This window comes from Streptomyces sp. CNT360 (assembly GCF_000424785.1).
Genome location: NZ_AUKO01000013.1, coordinates 40946 through 57168, shown reverse-complemented (window position 1 = coordinate 57168; position 16223 = coordinate 40946). Strand labels below are relative to the sequence as shown.

Below are 16223 nucleotides of genomic sequence, written 5' to 3'. Positions count from 1 at the left end.
AGGGAGGATCGGCGGTCATGCTCGACGAAGTCTCTGGGCCTGACCCTGCGGGAGGCGCGGAACCGTGAGTACGCCGTCGGAGAGCAGCCCCGGGGAGACGGGCGACCGGACAGCCATCGACCTGACGCCCGCGGAGCGGAGCCTGTGGGAAGCGTTCCGCAGCGGCTCCGTACACGACGTGCGCGTCGGCGCGTCCGGGCCGGACGAGCGGGACGACCGGGACGAGCCGGAGGGCGGCCCTGCGTGGGGGCCGGATCGCCGCATCCGGGCCAGGGTGCTCGCGTTGCTCCTGCTGGACAGTCCTCCCTCCCTGCCCGGCCGGGTCGCCTCGCTGCGTCTCACAGGTGCCCGCATCACCGGTTCGCTGGACCTGTCCGGCGGCACGGTCCACCCGTACGTCGAACTGCGGCACTGCCGTTTCGAGGAGGAGCTGCGGATGCCGCAGGGGCAGGTGTCCACCGTGCGCCTCGTCGACTGCTTCCTGCCCCGGCTGGATGCCGCCGGGCTGACCGCCGCAGGCGACCTGGGCCTGCCACGGTGCTCGGTGCCCGGCGGCATCGGGCTCACCGGTGCGACGGTAGGCGGCGACCTGCTGCTGCACGAGGCGGTCGTCGGTGGTGACCGTCGGGGCAAGGCGATCTGTGCCGACGGCATCAGGGTCTCCGGCGACCTGGTCGCCGACCTTCTGACCACCGACGGCGAGGTGAGTCTGCGGGACGCCCGGATCTCCGGCTCGCTGCGGCTGTGCGGAGCCGGCTTGCGCAACCGGCACGGACGCTTCGCACTGCACGCCCCGCACCTGACGGTCGGCCACGACGCCTGCCTCACGGACGCCCCGCGCACGCGACGCCCGCAACCCTCGCGAGCCCCGCAGGCCGACGGCGTCAAGAAGCCGGCACTCGCCGCCACGAGCGCCCCACACACAGAAGCCGAGCACTTCGAGAGCACCGGCGGTGTGGTGCTCGACGACGGCAGCTTCGGCACCTCGCTGGCCATCGACAGTGCGCGCTTCGAGCTGGCCCACGACCAGGAGCTCTCGCTGCGCCGCGTCGTCACCCCGGAGCTGGTCTTCACCCCGCAGGCACCCGAGCGCGGCCGGGTGGTGCTCTCAGGCGCCAGCGTCGGGCAACTCACGGACCGGGTGGCGAGCTGGCCGCGCGGCCGGCGTCTGTGGATGCCCGACTTCACCTACCGGCGCGCCGTCCCCAGGACGGGCGCCTTCAGCGTGCAGGAGCGCCTCCGGTGGATCGCCGATGCGACACCCGAGTACTCCCCCGAGCCCTACGAGCAGCTCGCCGCGATGTACCGGAACAGCGGTGAGGACACCAACGCCCGCGCTGTCCTGCTGGAGAAGCAACGCCGACGGCGAGGAACGCTGCCGCTCCCGGGCAAGCTGTGGGGATACCTCCAGGACGGGGTGGCGGCCTACGGCTACCAGCCGGCCCGAGCCGTCCTGTTCGCCCTGCTGGCCGCCGCCGCGCTTGTGGTGCTCCCGGTGAGCAGTCGGTGGCTGTTCTTCATTCTGGCCCTGCTGTGGCTCGTGGCCACCTTCGGTGGGATCGCCCACACGAGACAGCACCTCGGCGCTGCCCGCGCGGGACGTGCGGGCAGCGCCGCAGCACGGCGCGGGCACGCCTTCTGGGAGGGCTTCCTGACCCCGCTGACCTTTGCCTGGGCGGCGGCCGAGGCCCGTCGGCTGCGGCGTCCGGGCGTCGAGGACGCCCTCCGCGACGCCTACGCACGCCTCGGATCACCCCCCGCCACTCCTCCACCGCACCATGGCAACAGCGGCGCACGACCTCCGAGACAACACCCCTGCCCAGAAGACGGCGGTGCTCCATGAGCGACACCGAACCCCCCGCCCCCGCACAGACGGGCACCGCGCCGGCACAGGGCTGGCAGGAGATGCCCCTCCCTGAGCAGGTGGCCGAGTGGGAGCGGCTGCTGCCCGGCAGCGCCGAGCGGATTCTTCAACAGGTGGAGCGCAACTACGAGCACTCACGCGCCATGGACCGCATCGATGTGTGGTTCCGTGTGGCCGGCATGTCCGTGGCCGGAGCGGGGCTCGCCGGCATCCTCTGGGTGGCGAAATACGTGGTCGACCACGGCCAGGCTCTGGCCGGAGCCAGCCTCCTGGGCAGCGGCATCGTCGCACTCACCGGCGTACTCGTCGCCAAGCGGGTCCGCGAGAAGTAGCCGGTGCCCTCACGCCGTCGTACTCCGCAGGCCGCCTCCCACCTCCTTGGCCGAGTGCGCCCGGCGTCGCGTGGGCGTCACGGTGAGGACCAGGTGAGAGGCGCCGTGGGGCCCGGTGCGGCTTCGCACCGACCGCGCCGGGGCGGTCGGTGATCGCGCTGAGGACGTACGGCCGTGCGTTAGGGACGTGCGGCGGCCTCAAGGCGCACCCTTCGACTCACCCGCGGCGATGGTCTTCAAGTCGGCGACGGACCGTAGCCTCCGCAGGCTGCGGCGGATAGTTTGGAGGCTCAGTGATCCCGATGCGGTCGCGGGAGGCGACAGTTGACTCCTTCGCAACTACGCGCCTTCGCCGCGACCGTGCAGCTGGGGTCCGTGAAGGCGGCCGCCGCAGACCTGGGAGTCACCGAGGCGGCGGTCTCGATGCATGTGGCGCACCTGCGCAAGGAGTTGGGCGACAAGCTGTTCGTCAGGACGAGTTCAGGGCTGGCCTTCACTCCCGGTGGGCTCCGGCTGGCGAGCCGCGCGGCGGAGATGCTCGGCCTGCAGGACCGAACGGTCCTCGAAGTGAGCCAGGCCGGTTCCGGGCGGCGGATGCTGCGTGTGGCGGCGTCGAGCCTGTTCGCCGAGCATGCCGCACCCGGACTCATCGAGCTGTTCGCGGGGCGGGCCGACGACCTGGACGTCGAGTTGAGCGTGCACAGTCCGGAGAAGTTCGAGGCCCTGCTGCGAAGCCGCGCGGTCGACGTGGCGATCGGGCCGCGGCCGGCGACGGTGGACGCGTCGATGTCCTGTGTGCCCTTCCTCAACTACCAGGTGCTGGCCGTCGCAGGCGCCGACCATCCACTGGCCACGGCCTCCCGCGTGGGGGCCGCCGAACTGCGGGAGCAGACCTGGCTGCTGGGACCGTCGGCGGTCGGCCGGCTGGGCATGGTGCCGTTGAGCCTGCGCAGGCTCAACGTGCCCGACCACCGTCAGCGCATCTTCCAGAGTCACGCCGCAGCGGTCGAGGAGGCCAAGCACGGGAAGGGGCTGGCCTTTGCGGTCGCCTTCTCCGTGACGAAGGATCTGGCCGCCGGAGACCTCAAGCGGCTCGACGCGGCCTTCCCGCCGGCCCGCGGGTCCTGGAACGTCCTCTCCCTCACCGAGCACAACGCCCCACCGGCAGCGGCCGAGCTGAAGCGGTTCGTCACCACACCGCGTGCCACCCAGGCGATGTTGCGCGGGGCAGGCGTCACGGCCGGACGTTTCCGTCCGGCCGTGCATGTGACCCTCTGGAGCTGATCGGACGCGTGCGTCGTGCGGCCGACGGGACCTCATTTCAGGGAACGCGTCCTGCGGACCGCACAGCGGGTGATCTCCACCGTCAGGTCCCGCAGCGAGGCGAAGGTGTCGCCCGGCAGCAGCGCGTCGCAGTAGGGCAACGCCGCAGCCATGGTCGTGGTCCGCGGGGCGAAACCGGGCGCACCGGCGCGGGGGTTGAGCCAGATCACCCGGTGCGCGCGCCGGTGCAGCCGCGCCATCTCGGCGGCCAGCCGCTCCGGCGGGTCACCGTCCCAGCCGTCGGAGCCGACGACGACGATCGCCCCGCGCAGCAGCCCGCCGCGGTACGAGTCGAGGAGGGTGCGGAAGCTGCCCGCGATGCTGGTGCCGCCGAACCGGTCGACGACCCGGCGCGACGCCTCCTCGACCGCCGCCTCGGCGGAGCGGCGAGCCAGGACGGTGGTGAGCCGGGTCAACGAGGTCGCGAACGCGAAGACCTCGGCTTCGGTGGTGAGAACGAGCGCCCGCATCAAATGCAGGTAGGCGACCGCCTGCGGCTGCATGGACCGACTGACGTCGCACAGCATGACGACCCGGCGCGGCCGTGCCACCGGGGCGCTGCGCATCAGCACCGCCGGCTCCCAGCCGGTGCGACGAGACCGTACGACGGTGGCGCGCACCGCGACCCGCGGGCCCCGGGACCGCACGGCGAACCGCCGCGACCGGCGGGTGGGCCAGGTGCGCAGCACCGACTCCAGCCACTTCCCGAGCAGCCTCGTCTGGTCGGGGCCCAGCAGTTCGAACGGCGTGTCCGCGTACGCCGCCGCCTCGCTGGGCAGCCGCTCGGGCAGCGTCAGCGTGTGGTCCGCGGAGCTGTCGCCAGCAGCCACCGTGGTCGGACGCGTCACCCAGGGGAGACCGCCGTCGTCGGCCTCCTGGCGCGGACTCGCGGGCGCCCGGGGGTGGTTGCCGTCCTCGTCCGTGCGCGGCACGCGCTCCGGTCCCTCGCGCCGGGCGTGGGGATCGGCGCGGAGGCCGGAGCCTCCGAAGACCGCCTCGAACACGGCGTCGAAATCGGCCAGGTCGTCACGCCGCCGGACGAGGCAGATCCGCGCTGTCCAGTACAGCTCGCTGCGCGACCCGGGAGCCGTCCGGCACAGGGCCCGCACGAAGTCGTGCACCAGCGTGAGCCCCACCGGCAGCCCCCGCGCCCGCAGCCGCTCCCCCAGCGCCACAGCGAACGCGGCCCGGTCGACGGCGGGCAGCAGCGCCGCGCCGTTCCGGCTCACAGGGCGACGACGAGAATGATCACCGCAATGATCACCAGGACGCCGACGGCCACCGGGATGAGCCGTTTGTAGACCGAGGCGCCCGCGAGCCCCATCAGGTCGAGCGCCTCGGCCTCCTCGCCGTCGGTCCGGGCACCGGTGCGCGTCCCGGTCCGCGGCCCGGGCGGCGCGGTCCGTGACGAGGACGCCGCGGCCTCCGCGGACGCGGGGGACGCGGGTACGGGATCTGCTTCCGCCGAGCCGGGGCGCGCGGCCACCGGTCCCGCCGGTGTCCCCTCCACCGGTCCCCTCACCGCTCCCGTCGTCCCTTCCTGCTGCGCTGACGGTGGTTCGGGCGCCGCCGTGGGCGGAGGCTCGGGTACCGGCGAAGGCGCGGACTCCGGATGAGCCGTCACCTCCGCGTCCGCCGCCCCCGCGGCTGCCGGGGCCGGGGCGGGCTCGCGCTCCGGCGTCGGTTCCGGCTCCTCACGGGCGCCCAGCTCCTCCTCCAGGTTGCGTACGAACTGCTGGAGCAGCTTCTCGGAGATCTCCTTGATCATTCCGCTGCCGAACTGCGCGAGCCTGCCGGTGATGCTGAGGTCGGTGTGGACGGAAACGGCGGTGCGCTCGTCCCCGTCGGGGCGAAGCCGCATGTCGATGACGGCCGAGGCGCTGCCGCCACCCCGTGCGTCCTTGCCCTTGGCACCGACCACGGCGTGCCGGTCGTCCTCCACGCACTCCACGAACCGGGCGGTGCCGGCGAACTGACTGATCACCGGGCCGACCTTGACCTTCACCTTACCGCTGTAGACCTCGCCGTCGGGTCCCGGCTCGACGCCCGTGAGCTGGGCACCGGGCAGGCATGGCGCAAGCCTTTCGAGGTCGGTGAGGGCCGTCCAGGCGCGCTCCACGGGAGCGCCGACGGTGAACTCGTTGTCGATCTTCATGGATCGCTCGCATCCTCTCTGTACGGTGCGGCTGCCGCATGACCTTCCGATGCGGGCGGGCAGCCGAGCTCGGTGAGCGCAGCGGTGAGGGTGACGTGGTCGTCGGGGCTCTTGGCCAGCGCACTGAGCGTGCGCAGCACGTCGTCCCGCACCAGCCGGGTCACCTGGAGCGCGGAGAGCGCACCCACCCAGTCGATGGCCTCCGCCATGCCGGGCGCCTTGTCGAGGTCGAGCGCCCGGGCCCGTCCGACGAACTCGGCCGCCGAAGCGATCAGCGGCTCCTGGGCCCCGGGCACCGAGCGGCGCATGATCTCCACGACCCGCTCGGGGCCGGGAAAATCGATCCAGTGGTAGAGGCAGCGGCGGCGCAGCGCGTCGTGCAGTTCACGGCTGCGGTTGGAGGTGAGGACCACGACCGGCGGGCGCGCGGCGGTGAAGGTGCCCAGTTCGGGAACGGTGACGGCGGATTCGCCGAGGACCTCGAAGAGCAGTGCCTCGAACTCGTCGTCCGCGCGGTCGATCTCGTCGATCAGCAGCACCGGCGGCACCGGCCCGGTGTGCCGGATCGCCCGCAGCAGCGGCCTGTCCTGGAGGAACTGCTCGGTGAACAGGTCTGCGTCGCTCAGCTGCCCGCTCCGCGCCTCGGTGAGCCGGATGGCCAGCAACTGCCGCTGATGGTTCCACTCGTACAGTGCCTCACCGGCAGTGAGGCCCTCATAGCACTGCAACCGGATGAGCGGTGTGTCCAAGGCCGCGGCGAGCGCCTTGGCAGCACTGGTCTTGCCCACACCGGGCTCGCCCTCGAACAGCAGCGGCCGGTCCAGGACGGTGGCCAGGTAGAGCGCGGTCGCGGTGCCCTCGTCCACCAGGTGGCCGGCCGCGTCGAGCCGACGGCGTACGTCGTCCGCGTCGTCGAACAGCGCGCTCACCGGCCGACTCCCGCTGCTGTGCCGCAGGAGGGGAACGCTCCGCGCCTGTGGGGGCCGTTCCCGTCACGCGGGATCCGGGTACTGGACACCGACTAGCCCACCGCCCCTTCCCTGTAGCGGTCCCGGCAGCCGGTGCCGCAGAACCAGACGTCAGCGCCGGCCACCTTTAGATGCGGTGTGTCCGCCACGACGGTGACGGTCATTCCGCACACCGGATCGGTCACCTCGAACGGCCCGTCCCCGCCGGATGGCGCGCCTCCCGCCGAGGACACGCTGCTCCCACCCACGAGCGGAGCCGTGGCGGCTGCGCGGCCGGTGTCTTGGGACCGGACGGCGGCGACCAGCTCCGCCACGATGGACAGCGCGATCTCCGCGGCCGTACGGGCGCCGAGGTCGAACCCGGCCGGGGTGCTGATCCGGGCGCGTTCCGCCTCGTCGAGGCCCAGTTCGTCCAGCACAGCCCTTCCCCTGCGGGGGCTGGCCACCAGCGCGATGTGTCCCACGCCCGCATCGAGGGCGGCGCGCAGCGAGGCTTCCTCGTCGCGCCCGTGGCTGGCGACGATCACCGAGTCCGCGCGCTCGGTCAGCTCGCCCGGCGCCGCCCGCGTGGTCGCGTAGCCGAGCTGCTGGACGAACGCGACGGCCGCGTCGGCGACCGGCGTACGCCCCACCACGACGACCAGCGGCGGCGGCAGCCGGGGTTCGAGGAAGATCTCCAGGGCCCCGCCGGACAGGCAGGGGTTCACCACCACCCGGGCGCCCGGCGACTCCGGGAAGGTCACCTCGCCCTCCGGCAGCACCCGCAGCAGCACAGGACTGCCGTCCCGCAGGCTGCCGAGCGCCGCCGTACGGACCGCGCCCTCGGCGCAGACCCCGCCCACGAAGCCGTCGATCGACCCGTCCTCGCAGACGATCGCCTCGTCTCCCGGACGTGCCGAGGCCGGCGGCTGCGCCCGCACGACCGTCGCGCGCACGAAAGAGCGCCGCTGGTCGACGAGTTCACGCGCACGGTCGGCCACCTTCACCACGCTGGACACCTCCCCCACATGAGCACCTTCGGACGTAGGACCTCCGCGAACACCGGGGCCGCTGCCGGCGCGTCGATCCGCGCCGGCCCGCGGGGCCGGGCCCGGTCAGATCGGCGGGGCCGCCTGCCCCTGCATCGCCTCCCACACCCGGGAGGGGGTCAGCGGCATGTCGGCGTGCCGGACGCCGAACGGCTTGAGCGCGTCCACCACCGCGTTGACCACGGCGGGCGGCGAGCCGACCGTCGCGGACTCCCCCACACCTTTGGCGCCGATGGGATGGTGCGGCGAGGGCGTGACGGTGAACCCTGTCTCCCAGTCCGGCACCTCCAGCGCCGTGGGGATGAGGTAGTCCATCAGCGAACCGCTGAGGCAGTTGCCGTCCTCGTCGAAGGAGATCATCTCCATCAGCGCCATCCCGACCCCGTCGGTCAGCCCGCCGTGCACCTGCCCCTCGATGATCATCGGGTTGATCCGGGTGCCGCAGTCGTCCACCGCGACGAACCGACGCACCTTCACCTGCGCGGTTCCCGGGTCGACATCGACCACGCAGATGTACGCGCCGTGCGGGTAGGTGAGGTTCTCGGGGTTGTAGCAGATCTGCGCCTCCAGCCCGCCCTCGACGCCGTCCGGCAGGTCGCCGGCACCGTGCGCGGCCATCGCGATGTCCTGAATGGTGACAGCCGCCGAGGGGTCGCCCGCCACATGGAAGGAGCCCTTCTCCCACTCCACGTCGGCCACGGACACCTCCAGCATCCCGGAAGCGATGAGCTGCGCCTTGTCCCGTACCTTGCGGGCGACGAGCGCCGCGGCGGCACCGGAGACCGGGGTCGAGCGGCTGCCGTAGGTGCCGAGGCCGAACGGCGTCTGGTCGGTGTCGCCGTGCACCACGTCGATGTCCTGCGGCGGGATCCCGAGCTCCTCCGCGACGATCTGCGCGAACGTCGTCTCGTGCCCCTGCCCCTGGCTCTGCACCGACAGCCGCACCACTGCCTTGCCGGTGGGGTGCACCCGCAGCTCGCAGCCGTCGGCCATGCCCAGGCCGAGGATGTCCATGTCCTTACGCGGCCCGGCACCCACCGCCTCGGTGAAGAACGAGACCCCGATGCCCATGAGTTCGCCGCGCGCCCGCTTCTCCTCCTGCTCGGCGCGCAGCTCGTCGTAGCCGGCCAGCCGCTGCGCCAGCGCCATGGTGGGCTCGTAGTCGCCCGAGTCGTAGACCCATCCGGTCTTGGTCGTGTAGGGGAACTGCTCGGGCTGGATGAAGTTGCTCCGGCGCAGCGCGACCGGGTCCGCGGACAGCTCGTAGGCCAGGCAGTCCACCAGCCGCTCCACCAGGTACACGGCCTCGGTGATGCGGAACGAGCAGGCGTACGCGACACCGCCGGGAGCCTTGTTGGTGTGAACGGCTGTCATCCTGCAGTGCGCGGCCTCGATGTCGTAGCTGCCGGTGAACACCCCGAAGAAGCCCGCCGGATACTTCACCGGAGCCGCCGTGCCGTTGAACGCGCCGTGGTCGGCGAGAACATGGGTACGGATGGCGAGGATCTTCCCCTCCGAGGTCGCGGCGATCTCCCCGCGCATCACGTAGTCCCGCGCGAAGCCGGTGCTGACCAGGTTCTCCGTCCGGTCCTCCATCCACTTCACCGGCTTGCCGGTGAGCAGCGAGCCGACGATGGAGCACACATAGCCCGGGTAGATCGGCACCTTGTTGCCGAAGCCGCCGCCGATGTCGGGGGAGATCACCCGGATCTTGTGCTCCGGCAGTCCGGCGACGATCGCATACAGCGTGCGGTGCGCGTGCGGGGCCTGCGTGGTGGACCACAGGGTGAGACGGCCGTCGACCGCGTCGAAGTCTGCGACCGAGCCGCAGGTCTCCATCGGCGCGGGATGCACCCGCGGGTAGACGATGTCCTCCTTGACGACCACGTCGGCACGGGCGAACACCGCATCGGTGGCCTCCGCGTCGCCTGTCTCCCAGTCGAAGCAGTGGTTGTCGCTCTTGCCCTCGATGTCGTCCCGGATGACCGGGGCATCCGCCGCGAGCGCCGTCCGCACGTCCACCACCGGGTCGAGCGGCGCGTACTCCACGTCGATCAACTCCAGCGCGTCGCGCGCCGCGTAGCGGTCCTCGGCGACGACGAAGGCGACCTCCTGCCCCTGGAAGCGGACCTTGTCGGTGGCGAGGACGGCCTGCACGTCGTTGGAGAGCGTCGGCATCCACGCCAGACCCTTGTCCGCCAGCATCGCGCCGGTGACGACCAGCTTCACCTTCGGGTGGGCCTCCGCCAGGCTCGTGTCGACGGAAACGATCTTCGCGTGCGCCATCGGTGCCCGCAGGATCGCCAGATGCAGCATGCCGGGCAACTGCACGTCGTCCACGTAACGGCCCTTGCCGCGCACGAAGCGCGGGTCCTCCTTACGCAGCATCCGGCCGTGGCCGCAGGGCTTCTTGTCGTTGTCCTCGAAGGCGGTGGCCGCGCCCGGGCCGGGCGCCGTTCCGTCGGGGGACGCAGGGGCGGGGAAGTCCGTGCCGGCAGTCGTCGTCATGCGGCACCCCCCGTGGCCGTGCCCGCGCCGGCATCGGCCACCTGGGCGCCCGGGGGCGACTGCGGCTCGGCTGCCGCGGTCGTACGGGTCCCGGCCTCCTCGGCCGCCGCCCAGCGCACGGACCGCACGATGGTCGCGTACCCGGTGCAGCGGCAGATCTGCCCGGACAGCGCCTCGCGGATCTCCGGCTCGGACGGGTCGGGGTTGCGGTCCAGCAGCGCGCGGGAGGTCATCATCATTCCGGGCGTGCAGAAGCCGCACTGGAGGCCGTGGCACTCCATGAACCCCCGCTGCACGGGGTCGAGTTCACCGCCCTGCTCCAGGCCCTCGACCGTGGTGATGTCGTGCCCGCCCGCCATCGCGGCGAGCACCGTACAGGACTTGACCGGCTCGCCGTCCATCCGGACCACACACGTGCCGCAGTTGCTGGTGTCGCACCCCCAGTGGGTGCCGGTCAGCGCGAGGTGGTCGCGCAGGAAATGGACCAGCAGCAGCCGCCCCTCGATCTCCCGGGTGACCTCTTCGCCGTTGACGGTCATGGTGACCTGCATGCTCAACCCTCCACTTCGCCGGTTCCGCGCACCGCGCCGCCCCCGTGGACCGTTCCGGGGCCGCCGTCCGGCCCGCCGATCCGGGCCACCGACGTGCGTAGCGCCCGCACGGTCAGCTCCCGTGCCAGGTGGCGCTTGTACTCGGCGCTGCCCCTGCGGTCGGTGACCGGGTCGCACGCCTCGGCCGCGATTCCGCCCGCCCGGGCGAACAGTTCTTCGGAGGGCCGCTCGCCCCGCATCGCCTCCGCGATGCCGGGGATGCCCGCCGTGTTGGGCCCGACCGCGGCCAGCCCGACCCGGGCATCCGCGACGGCGCCCTCCGCGTCCAGCCGGACCGCCGCTCCGGCGGAGACGACCGCCCAGTCCCCGGCGCGGCGCTCCACCTTCTCGTATGCGCTCGACCCGCGCGCTCGGACGGGGAAGCGGATCTCGGTGAGCATCTCGGCATCCCCGACCGCCGTTTCGTACGGCCCGCAGTGGAAGTCCTCCATCGACACCACGCGTTCGCCGTCCCGGCCCTGGATCACACACGACGCGTCGAGGGTGGTGCACACGGCCGACAGGTCCTCCGACGGGTCCGCCTGGCACAGGGAGCCGCCGAGCGTGCCGCGATTGCGCACCACCGGGTCGGCGATCACACTCTCCGCGTCCCGGAACACCGGGAAGACCTCCGCCAGTTCCGCGGACTCCAGCAGCTCCCGGTGACGGGTCATCGCACCGATCCTGATGCGGTCCGGCTCGCGTACCACGTAGCCGAGCTCGCCGTGCAGATCGTTGATGTCGATCAGGTACTCGAAGTTGGCCAGGCGCAGCTTCATCATGGGGATGAGACTGTGTCCGCCGGCCACCAGCCGCGCCGTGTCCCCGAGGCTGTCCAGCAGCCCGATCGCCTGGCCGACGCTGCTCACGCGCTGGTACTCGAACGGCGCGGGAACCTGCATACGGCACTCTCCCTCCGCTGTGAACCGTCGTCCGTGAGACCGCCGCTCACGGCCTGCGGCGTTCAGCCGGAGACCCCGGCCCAACGCGTCCCGGCACATTTGGCTCCCGACAGGCGGCTGCGTCAACACGGACTTCAGCGAATGCTTAACTCCACCCCCCGGGCTCCCCGCTTCCCCGGCCCGACGACCTAAGCGAACGATTAACCGGCCGTTGACACCCGCTTCCGGCCTCCGCATTCTCAGGTTGCCGGGGACACCGTCCGGGTGCGAGGGAGGGCACGTGCGGGACATTGCCGAGGGTCTCTGCGCCTGGCAGGCGGCAGGAACCCGTTTCGCCGTGGCCACGGTCGTCGACACCTGGCGCTCCGCTCCTCGCCGCCCGGGAGCAACGATGGCGGTCTCCGAAGACGGTGAGGTGCTCGGCAGCGTCTCGGGGGGATGCGTCGAGGGAGCCGTCTACCAGCTGGCCACCGAAGTGATCACGAACGGCCTTCCGGCACTGACGACCTACGGGGTCAGCGACGACGACGCGCTGGAAGCCGGACTGACCTGCGGCGGCATCCTCGACGTCTTCGTGCGCCCCGCGGGCCCCGGGCGGTTCACCGGCCTGCCGGCCGTACTCGACGCCCTCGCCGCACGGCGCCCGCTGGCAGTCGCGTCACTGCTGCCGGACGACTCCGCCGCTCCGGCAGCTCCCGCCCCGGAGCGCGATCTCCTCGTCACCCCCGATACGGCGACCGGCACCCTCGGCGACGCGGGTCTGGACGCCGCGGTGACCGTAAGGGCCCGCGAAATGCTCAGCCGGGGCAGCACGTCCGTGCTGCACCTGGGCAGGCACGGGGCGCGGCACGAGGACGACCTCGCCGTCTTCGTACAGTCCTTCGCCCCTCCACCACGGCTACTGGTCTTCGGCGCCATCGACTTCGCCGGAGCGGTCGCCCGGATCGGGAAGTTCCTCGGATACCACGTGACCGTCTGCGACGCCCGGCCCGTCTTCGCCACCCGCCGACGCTTCCCGGAGGCCGACGAGGTGGTCGTATCCTGGCCGCACCGCTATCTCGACCGGACCACCGTCGACACCGACACCGTGATCTGCGTCCTGACCCACGACCCGAAGTTCGACATCCCGCTGCTGGAGCGGGCCCTGCTCACCCCCGCCCGCTACATCGGCGCCATGGGCAGCCGCCGCACCCACGAAGACCGGCTCCGGCGGCTGCGGGACGCGGGCGTCGACGAGGCGGCACTGGAGCGGCTGGCTTCCCCCATCGGCCTGGACCTCGGCGGCCACACTCCGGAGGAGACAGCCGTCGCGATCATGGCCGAGATCATCGCACTCAGACAGGGCGGATCGGGCCGACGCCTCACCGCCACCTCCCCGCTCCCCATCCACCGCTGAGACGACTCCGACAGACGCCTTCGGCGGGGTCGGGAGAGCCGGTGGACGAGCGGGAGGTCGTGGCTCGGACGGCCTGGGGCATGGTCCTGCTCCGGACAGGGCGGTGCGCGATCTTGCTACGGGAGCGGCCGAACCGAGCGGTCGTCCTGGGCGGGAGACGGTTCGCTTCGATACCGCTGCCCCTGCACGCCATCTGTAGCGGATGCGCGTGCACCGAAGGGGCGTCACGCCGTCGGCCGCTTCGGGCGCTCGCGCGCTGCTCACGGTGCGGGACCGGGGCGTCGGCTCGGCTCCGCGCAGCCAGGTACCCCCCGCGCAGGTACGCAGCGCCCAGGGGACCTGGGTCCTGCTCCGGCTGTCAGTGCTCTTCGAAGACCGGGGTCACTTCCAGGCCCCCCTCGGCTTTGTCGGTCACCGGCAGACTGACCACGACAGGGACGGTGGCGGGCTGGGTCTCGTTCGGAGGGGTCACCACGAGCGCGGTGCCCTGGACACCCGAACCGCCGCTGTCGTTGATCGGATAGACGACGTTCGCAGTCGCCGTCTTCCCCGCTTGCAGGGTGAACGGAACCCCCACCTCCTGCTTGTTGCGGTCCACCGACTGGGTGCCGTAGTTCGTCTTCATGTCCACGCCCGGGAACCCCGACATCCGGCAGTCACCGCCGGTGTTCGCAAACGTGATGAGGATCGAGCCCACCCCCTCGCGGGCCGCACCCTGGTTCTGCGCCGAGATGCGCAGATCCGAGGTGCGGCACGCCGAGGACTTCGAGGGCCCCGGGGAGGCGTGCGCGCCGCTCCCGGACGACGACTGCGACCCACCGGAGGAGTGGGCCGACCCCCCGCCACTGCCCCCCGCCTGCGGCGACGAAGGGGAGGCACTCTCCTTGTCCGACGCGCTCCCCGCAGAGTCGCCCGGCACGGGCGCCGCCCCGCCAGGCACCTTCTTGGGAGCATCGGCCTCAGCACCACAACCGGTCAGCAAAGCCGCAGCCAGACCCGCACCGAAGACCACCGCGACACACCTCCGCGTGCCGGACCGCCGCCGGACAGTCCCGACCCGTCCGGACCGCCCGTCCACGCCCTCCCCCAGACGCTGTTCTCCCACCACTGTCACCTTCCGGTCACCCTCTCTCACCGACACGCTCCAGGGCGCCGTACTCCCTCCCGGCCCTCCCCGCCCTCTTGCACAGTCAGATGGCCGAGGCAGCAGAAAGGTTCATGAAACAGCCACTGCCCTTGCCCCGGATCCGCACGAGCAGCCACCCGGCCCCTCACCCGCCCCGGCTACCGCGGCAAACGTGCGGACAGCACAAGGACAGTGGGCACCAGGACCGTCAGCAACCACGAAGCCGCGCGATGGCCCGGTCGAAGCCGTGGACGTCCGATGACGGGTGCGGACCGTGGCAAACGCTCCAGCGCGAGCAAGAGCAGGCACGGCCTCGGAGCCGCGCAGCCGAGAGGCGCTCACCGCCGTCGGGACACGTCCGCCCCGCAGCGCAGCACGCGCCGGAACACGCGGAGCAGCGCCTTCTCTGCGGATGCGTCGCCGAGGGAGGAGGAGCGCCAGCAGACGAACCCGTCGGGGCGGACGAGCACGGCGCCGTCCGGCTCGACACCGGCGACGGACGGGAAGGAGCCCTCGGGGTCGCCAAGGGTCGCGGAGCCTTCCGCAACGCGGTTCTCCTCAGCGCCCACGACACGGTGCGCCCGCACCGCTGGGACATCGAGTGAGGCGGCTGCGGTCAGCCAGGGCTGTCCCTTCGCTCCGGTCAGCAGCAGCCAGTCGTATCCCGTCAACTCCGCCGTGGACACGCAGCGTTCGCCCGAGGTCAGCCAGTAGTGGGGAAACCGGTACCCGGGCCGGGCCACGTCCTCGAACGGATCGGCCTCCGCCGGCAGCGGATCGTCCTCGTCGAGGACGACGGCGTCCGAGTCGTACCCGTAGAACATCATGGCCCGTAGCAGGTCGTGCGCGCGATTGTCGCGGACGTACTCGGGCTCTTCTCCCTGCGACGCACCGATGCCCACGCTCCGGGACATCGCCCGCGAGTACTCGACGGACAGGCGGGCGGCTGCCCGACGCTCGGGCTCGTAGGAGTCCAGCAGGGTCGGGGCGGCCTGCCCGTCGAGTACGGCTGCCAGCTTCCAGGCGAGGTTGTGCCCGTCCTGGATGCCCGTGTTCATGCCCAGACCGCCTGCGGATGTCTGCACGTGCGCGGCGTCGCCCGCGAGGAAGACGCGGCCGGACCGGAAGGCCGAGGCCAGCCCCAGGTGCGCCTGCCACGGGTTGGCGGCGAGAAGCTCCACGGGGACGCCGGGATCGCCGATGGCCGCCTGCAAGAGTTCGCGTGTTCTGTCCGGTGGCAGGTGGACAGGCTCGTCGGGCTTGCCCGGATAGTCCATGATGTGGCAGACCCACAGATCCTCGCCGTCGAGCGCACCGAGTGCGGCGTACACCGTGTCATTGCGTACGAAGGTGAACCGGGCCTCGCGGTCGCGCCGGTCTCCGAGGTCCGCGCGGCAGAATGCGGTGTGTACGGCGCCGACCTTCTCGATGTCCGGCATGGCCAGCCCGAGTTCCCCGCGCACCGTGCTGTGCGCACCGTCCGCGCCGACCAGGTAGGCGGCCTCGATCGGGATCCGCTCACCCGTGGAGGTGTCTTCAGCGGTGACGCGAACGCCTTCCCTCTCCTCGCTCACCTGCGTCAGGCGCAGGCCGAAACGTATCTCGCCCCCACGGGCGCGCACCTCCTCCAGCAGCAGCCGCTCCAGCTTGTCGCTGGTCACCATGGTGCGCGGGGCGGGACTGCAGGTCAGCAGCCGGTGCAGGGCGGGTGCCGGCGGCCGGCCGCGGCTGATCGCAGGGCCGACCGCGCTGCGCCGGTAGACGACCCCGTAGGGGTGGGTCGGGTGCCAGCCCGACTCCTCCAGCGCGTCGCCGAGCCCGGCCGCCCGGAAGAGCTCGACCGTGCGGGGGCTGGTGTTCGCGCGCGGGTGCAGGCCGGTCGTCTGCCGTTGTTCCAGCACGATCGGGCGGATTCCGCGGCAGGCCAGGAAGAAGGCCGTGGACAGCCCCACGGGACCGGCTCCGGCGACGACCACGCGGGGGTGATGTTGCTCAGTCATGGGCCCGAGTGTCGACGCTGAAGCCGACTTC

13 protein-coding genes are annotated in these 16223 nt (G+C 72.0%); 4 read left to right on the top strand and 9 right to left on the bottom strand.

Annotated elements, in window-relative coordinates:
* The first annotated feature begins 64 nt into the window (after positions 1–64).
* The 3 genes from H297_RS36425 to H297_RS0114740 all read left to right on the top strand — a co-directional run bounded on the left by H297_RS36425 (position 65) and on the right by H297_RS0114740 (position 3480).
* Entirely contained in the window at positions 65–1843 is a 1779-nt protein-coding gene (locus H297_RS36425; protein ID WP_051351849.1) for a hypothetical protein, read from the top strand.
* Positions 1840–2196 carry a DUF2335 domain-containing protein gene (locus H297_RS0114745; protein ID WP_027737683.1) on the top strand — a complete coding sequence of 119 codons (357 nt, stop codon included), beginning with the start codon at positions 1840–1842 and terminating at the stop codon, positions 2194–2196. The genes H297_RS36425 and H297_RS0114745 overlap by 4 nt, the downstream gene beginning before the upstream one ends.
* 324 nt (positions 2197–2520) lie before the next feature.
* A complete protein-coding gene (locus H297_RS0114740) occupies positions 2521–3480 on the top strand; it encodes a LysR family transcriptional regulator (protein ID WP_027737682.1) in 960 nt (319 codons plus the stop codon).
* 32 nt (positions 3481–3512) lie between these two features.
* On the opposite strand, the gene H297_RS0114735 is transcribed toward H297_RS0114740, so the two are convergent.
* The 7 genes from H297_RS0114735 to H297_RS0114705 form a co-directional block, all read right to left on the bottom strand.
* A complete protein-coding gene (locus tag H297_RS0114735) occupies positions 3513–4748 on the bottom strand; it encodes a VWA domain-containing protein (RefSeq protein WP_027737681.1) in 1236 nt (411 codons plus the stop codon).
* A complete protein-coding gene (locus tag H297_RS0114730) occupies positions 4745–5674 on the bottom strand; it encodes an SRPBCC family protein (protein ID WP_027737680.1) in 930 nt (309 codons plus the stop codon). Before H297_RS0114730 ends, H297_RS0114735 begins: the two co-directional genes overlap by 4 nt.
* A complete protein-coding gene (locus H297_RS0114725; protein WP_027737679.1) occupies positions 5671–6603 on the bottom strand; it encodes an AAA family ATPase in 933 nt (310 codons plus the stop codon). Before H297_RS0114725 ends, H297_RS0114730 begins: the two co-directional genes overlap by 4 nt.
* A 92-nt stretch (positions 6604–6695) precedes the next feature.
* Complete coding sequence (locus tag H297_RS0114720) at positions 6696–7649, bottom strand: XdhC family protein (protein WP_486589522.1); 954 nt, start codon at positions 7647–7649, stop codon at positions 6696–6698.
* Between the two features lie 87 nt (positions 7650–7736).
* The gene (locus tag H297_RS36420) at positions 7737–10178 is read right to left on the bottom strand and encodes an aerobic carbon-monoxide dehydrogenase large subunit (RefSeq protein WP_486589521.1); all 2442 of its coding nucleotides are present in this window, start codon (positions 10176–10178) and stop codon (positions 7737–7739) included.
* Positions 10175–10729 carry a (2Fe-2S)-binding protein gene (locus H297_RS0114710; protein ID WP_037794222.1) on the bottom strand — a complete coding sequence of 185 codons (555 nt, stop codon included), beginning with the start codon at positions 10727–10729 and terminating at the stop codon, positions 10175–10177. The genes H297_RS36420 and H297_RS0114710 overlap by 4 nt, the downstream gene beginning before the upstream one ends.
* A 2-nt stretch (positions 10730–10731) precedes the next feature.
* Complete coding sequence (locus tag H297_RS0114705; RefSeq protein ID WP_027737676.1) at positions 10732–11670, bottom strand: FAD binding domain-containing protein; 939 nt, start codon at positions 11668–11670, stop codon at positions 10732–10734.
* 280 nt (positions 11671–11950) lie between these two features.
* Here H297_RS0114705 and H297_RS0114700 point away from each other — a divergent pair, with 280 nt between their 5' ends.
* Positions 11951–13066: an XdhC/CoxI family protein gene (locus H297_RS0114700; RefSeq protein ID WP_027737675.1), complete on the top strand. Its 1116-nt coding sequence runs from the start codon at positions 11951–11953 to the stop codon at positions 13064–13066.
* 358 nt (positions 13067–13424) lie between these two features.
* Here H297_RS0114700 and H297_RS41660 read toward each other — a convergent pair whose 3' ends face one another.
* Together H297_RS41660 and H297_RS0114690 are read right to left on the bottom strand one after the other, a co-directional pair.
* Positions 13425–13985 (bottom strand): DUF4232 domain-containing protein, encoded by a 561-nt coding sequence (locus tag H297_RS41660; RefSeq protein WP_158693689.1) that lies wholly within the window; start codon positions 13983–13985, stop codon positions 13425–13427.
* Between the two features lie 545 nt (positions 13986–14530).
* The gene (locus tag H297_RS0114690) at positions 14531–16192 is read right to left on the bottom strand and encodes an FAD-dependent monooxygenase (RefSeq protein ID WP_027737673.1); all 1662 of its coding nucleotides are present in this window, start codon (positions 16190–16192) and stop codon (positions 14531–14533) included.
* Between the last annotated feature and the right edge of the window lie 31 nt (positions 16193–16223).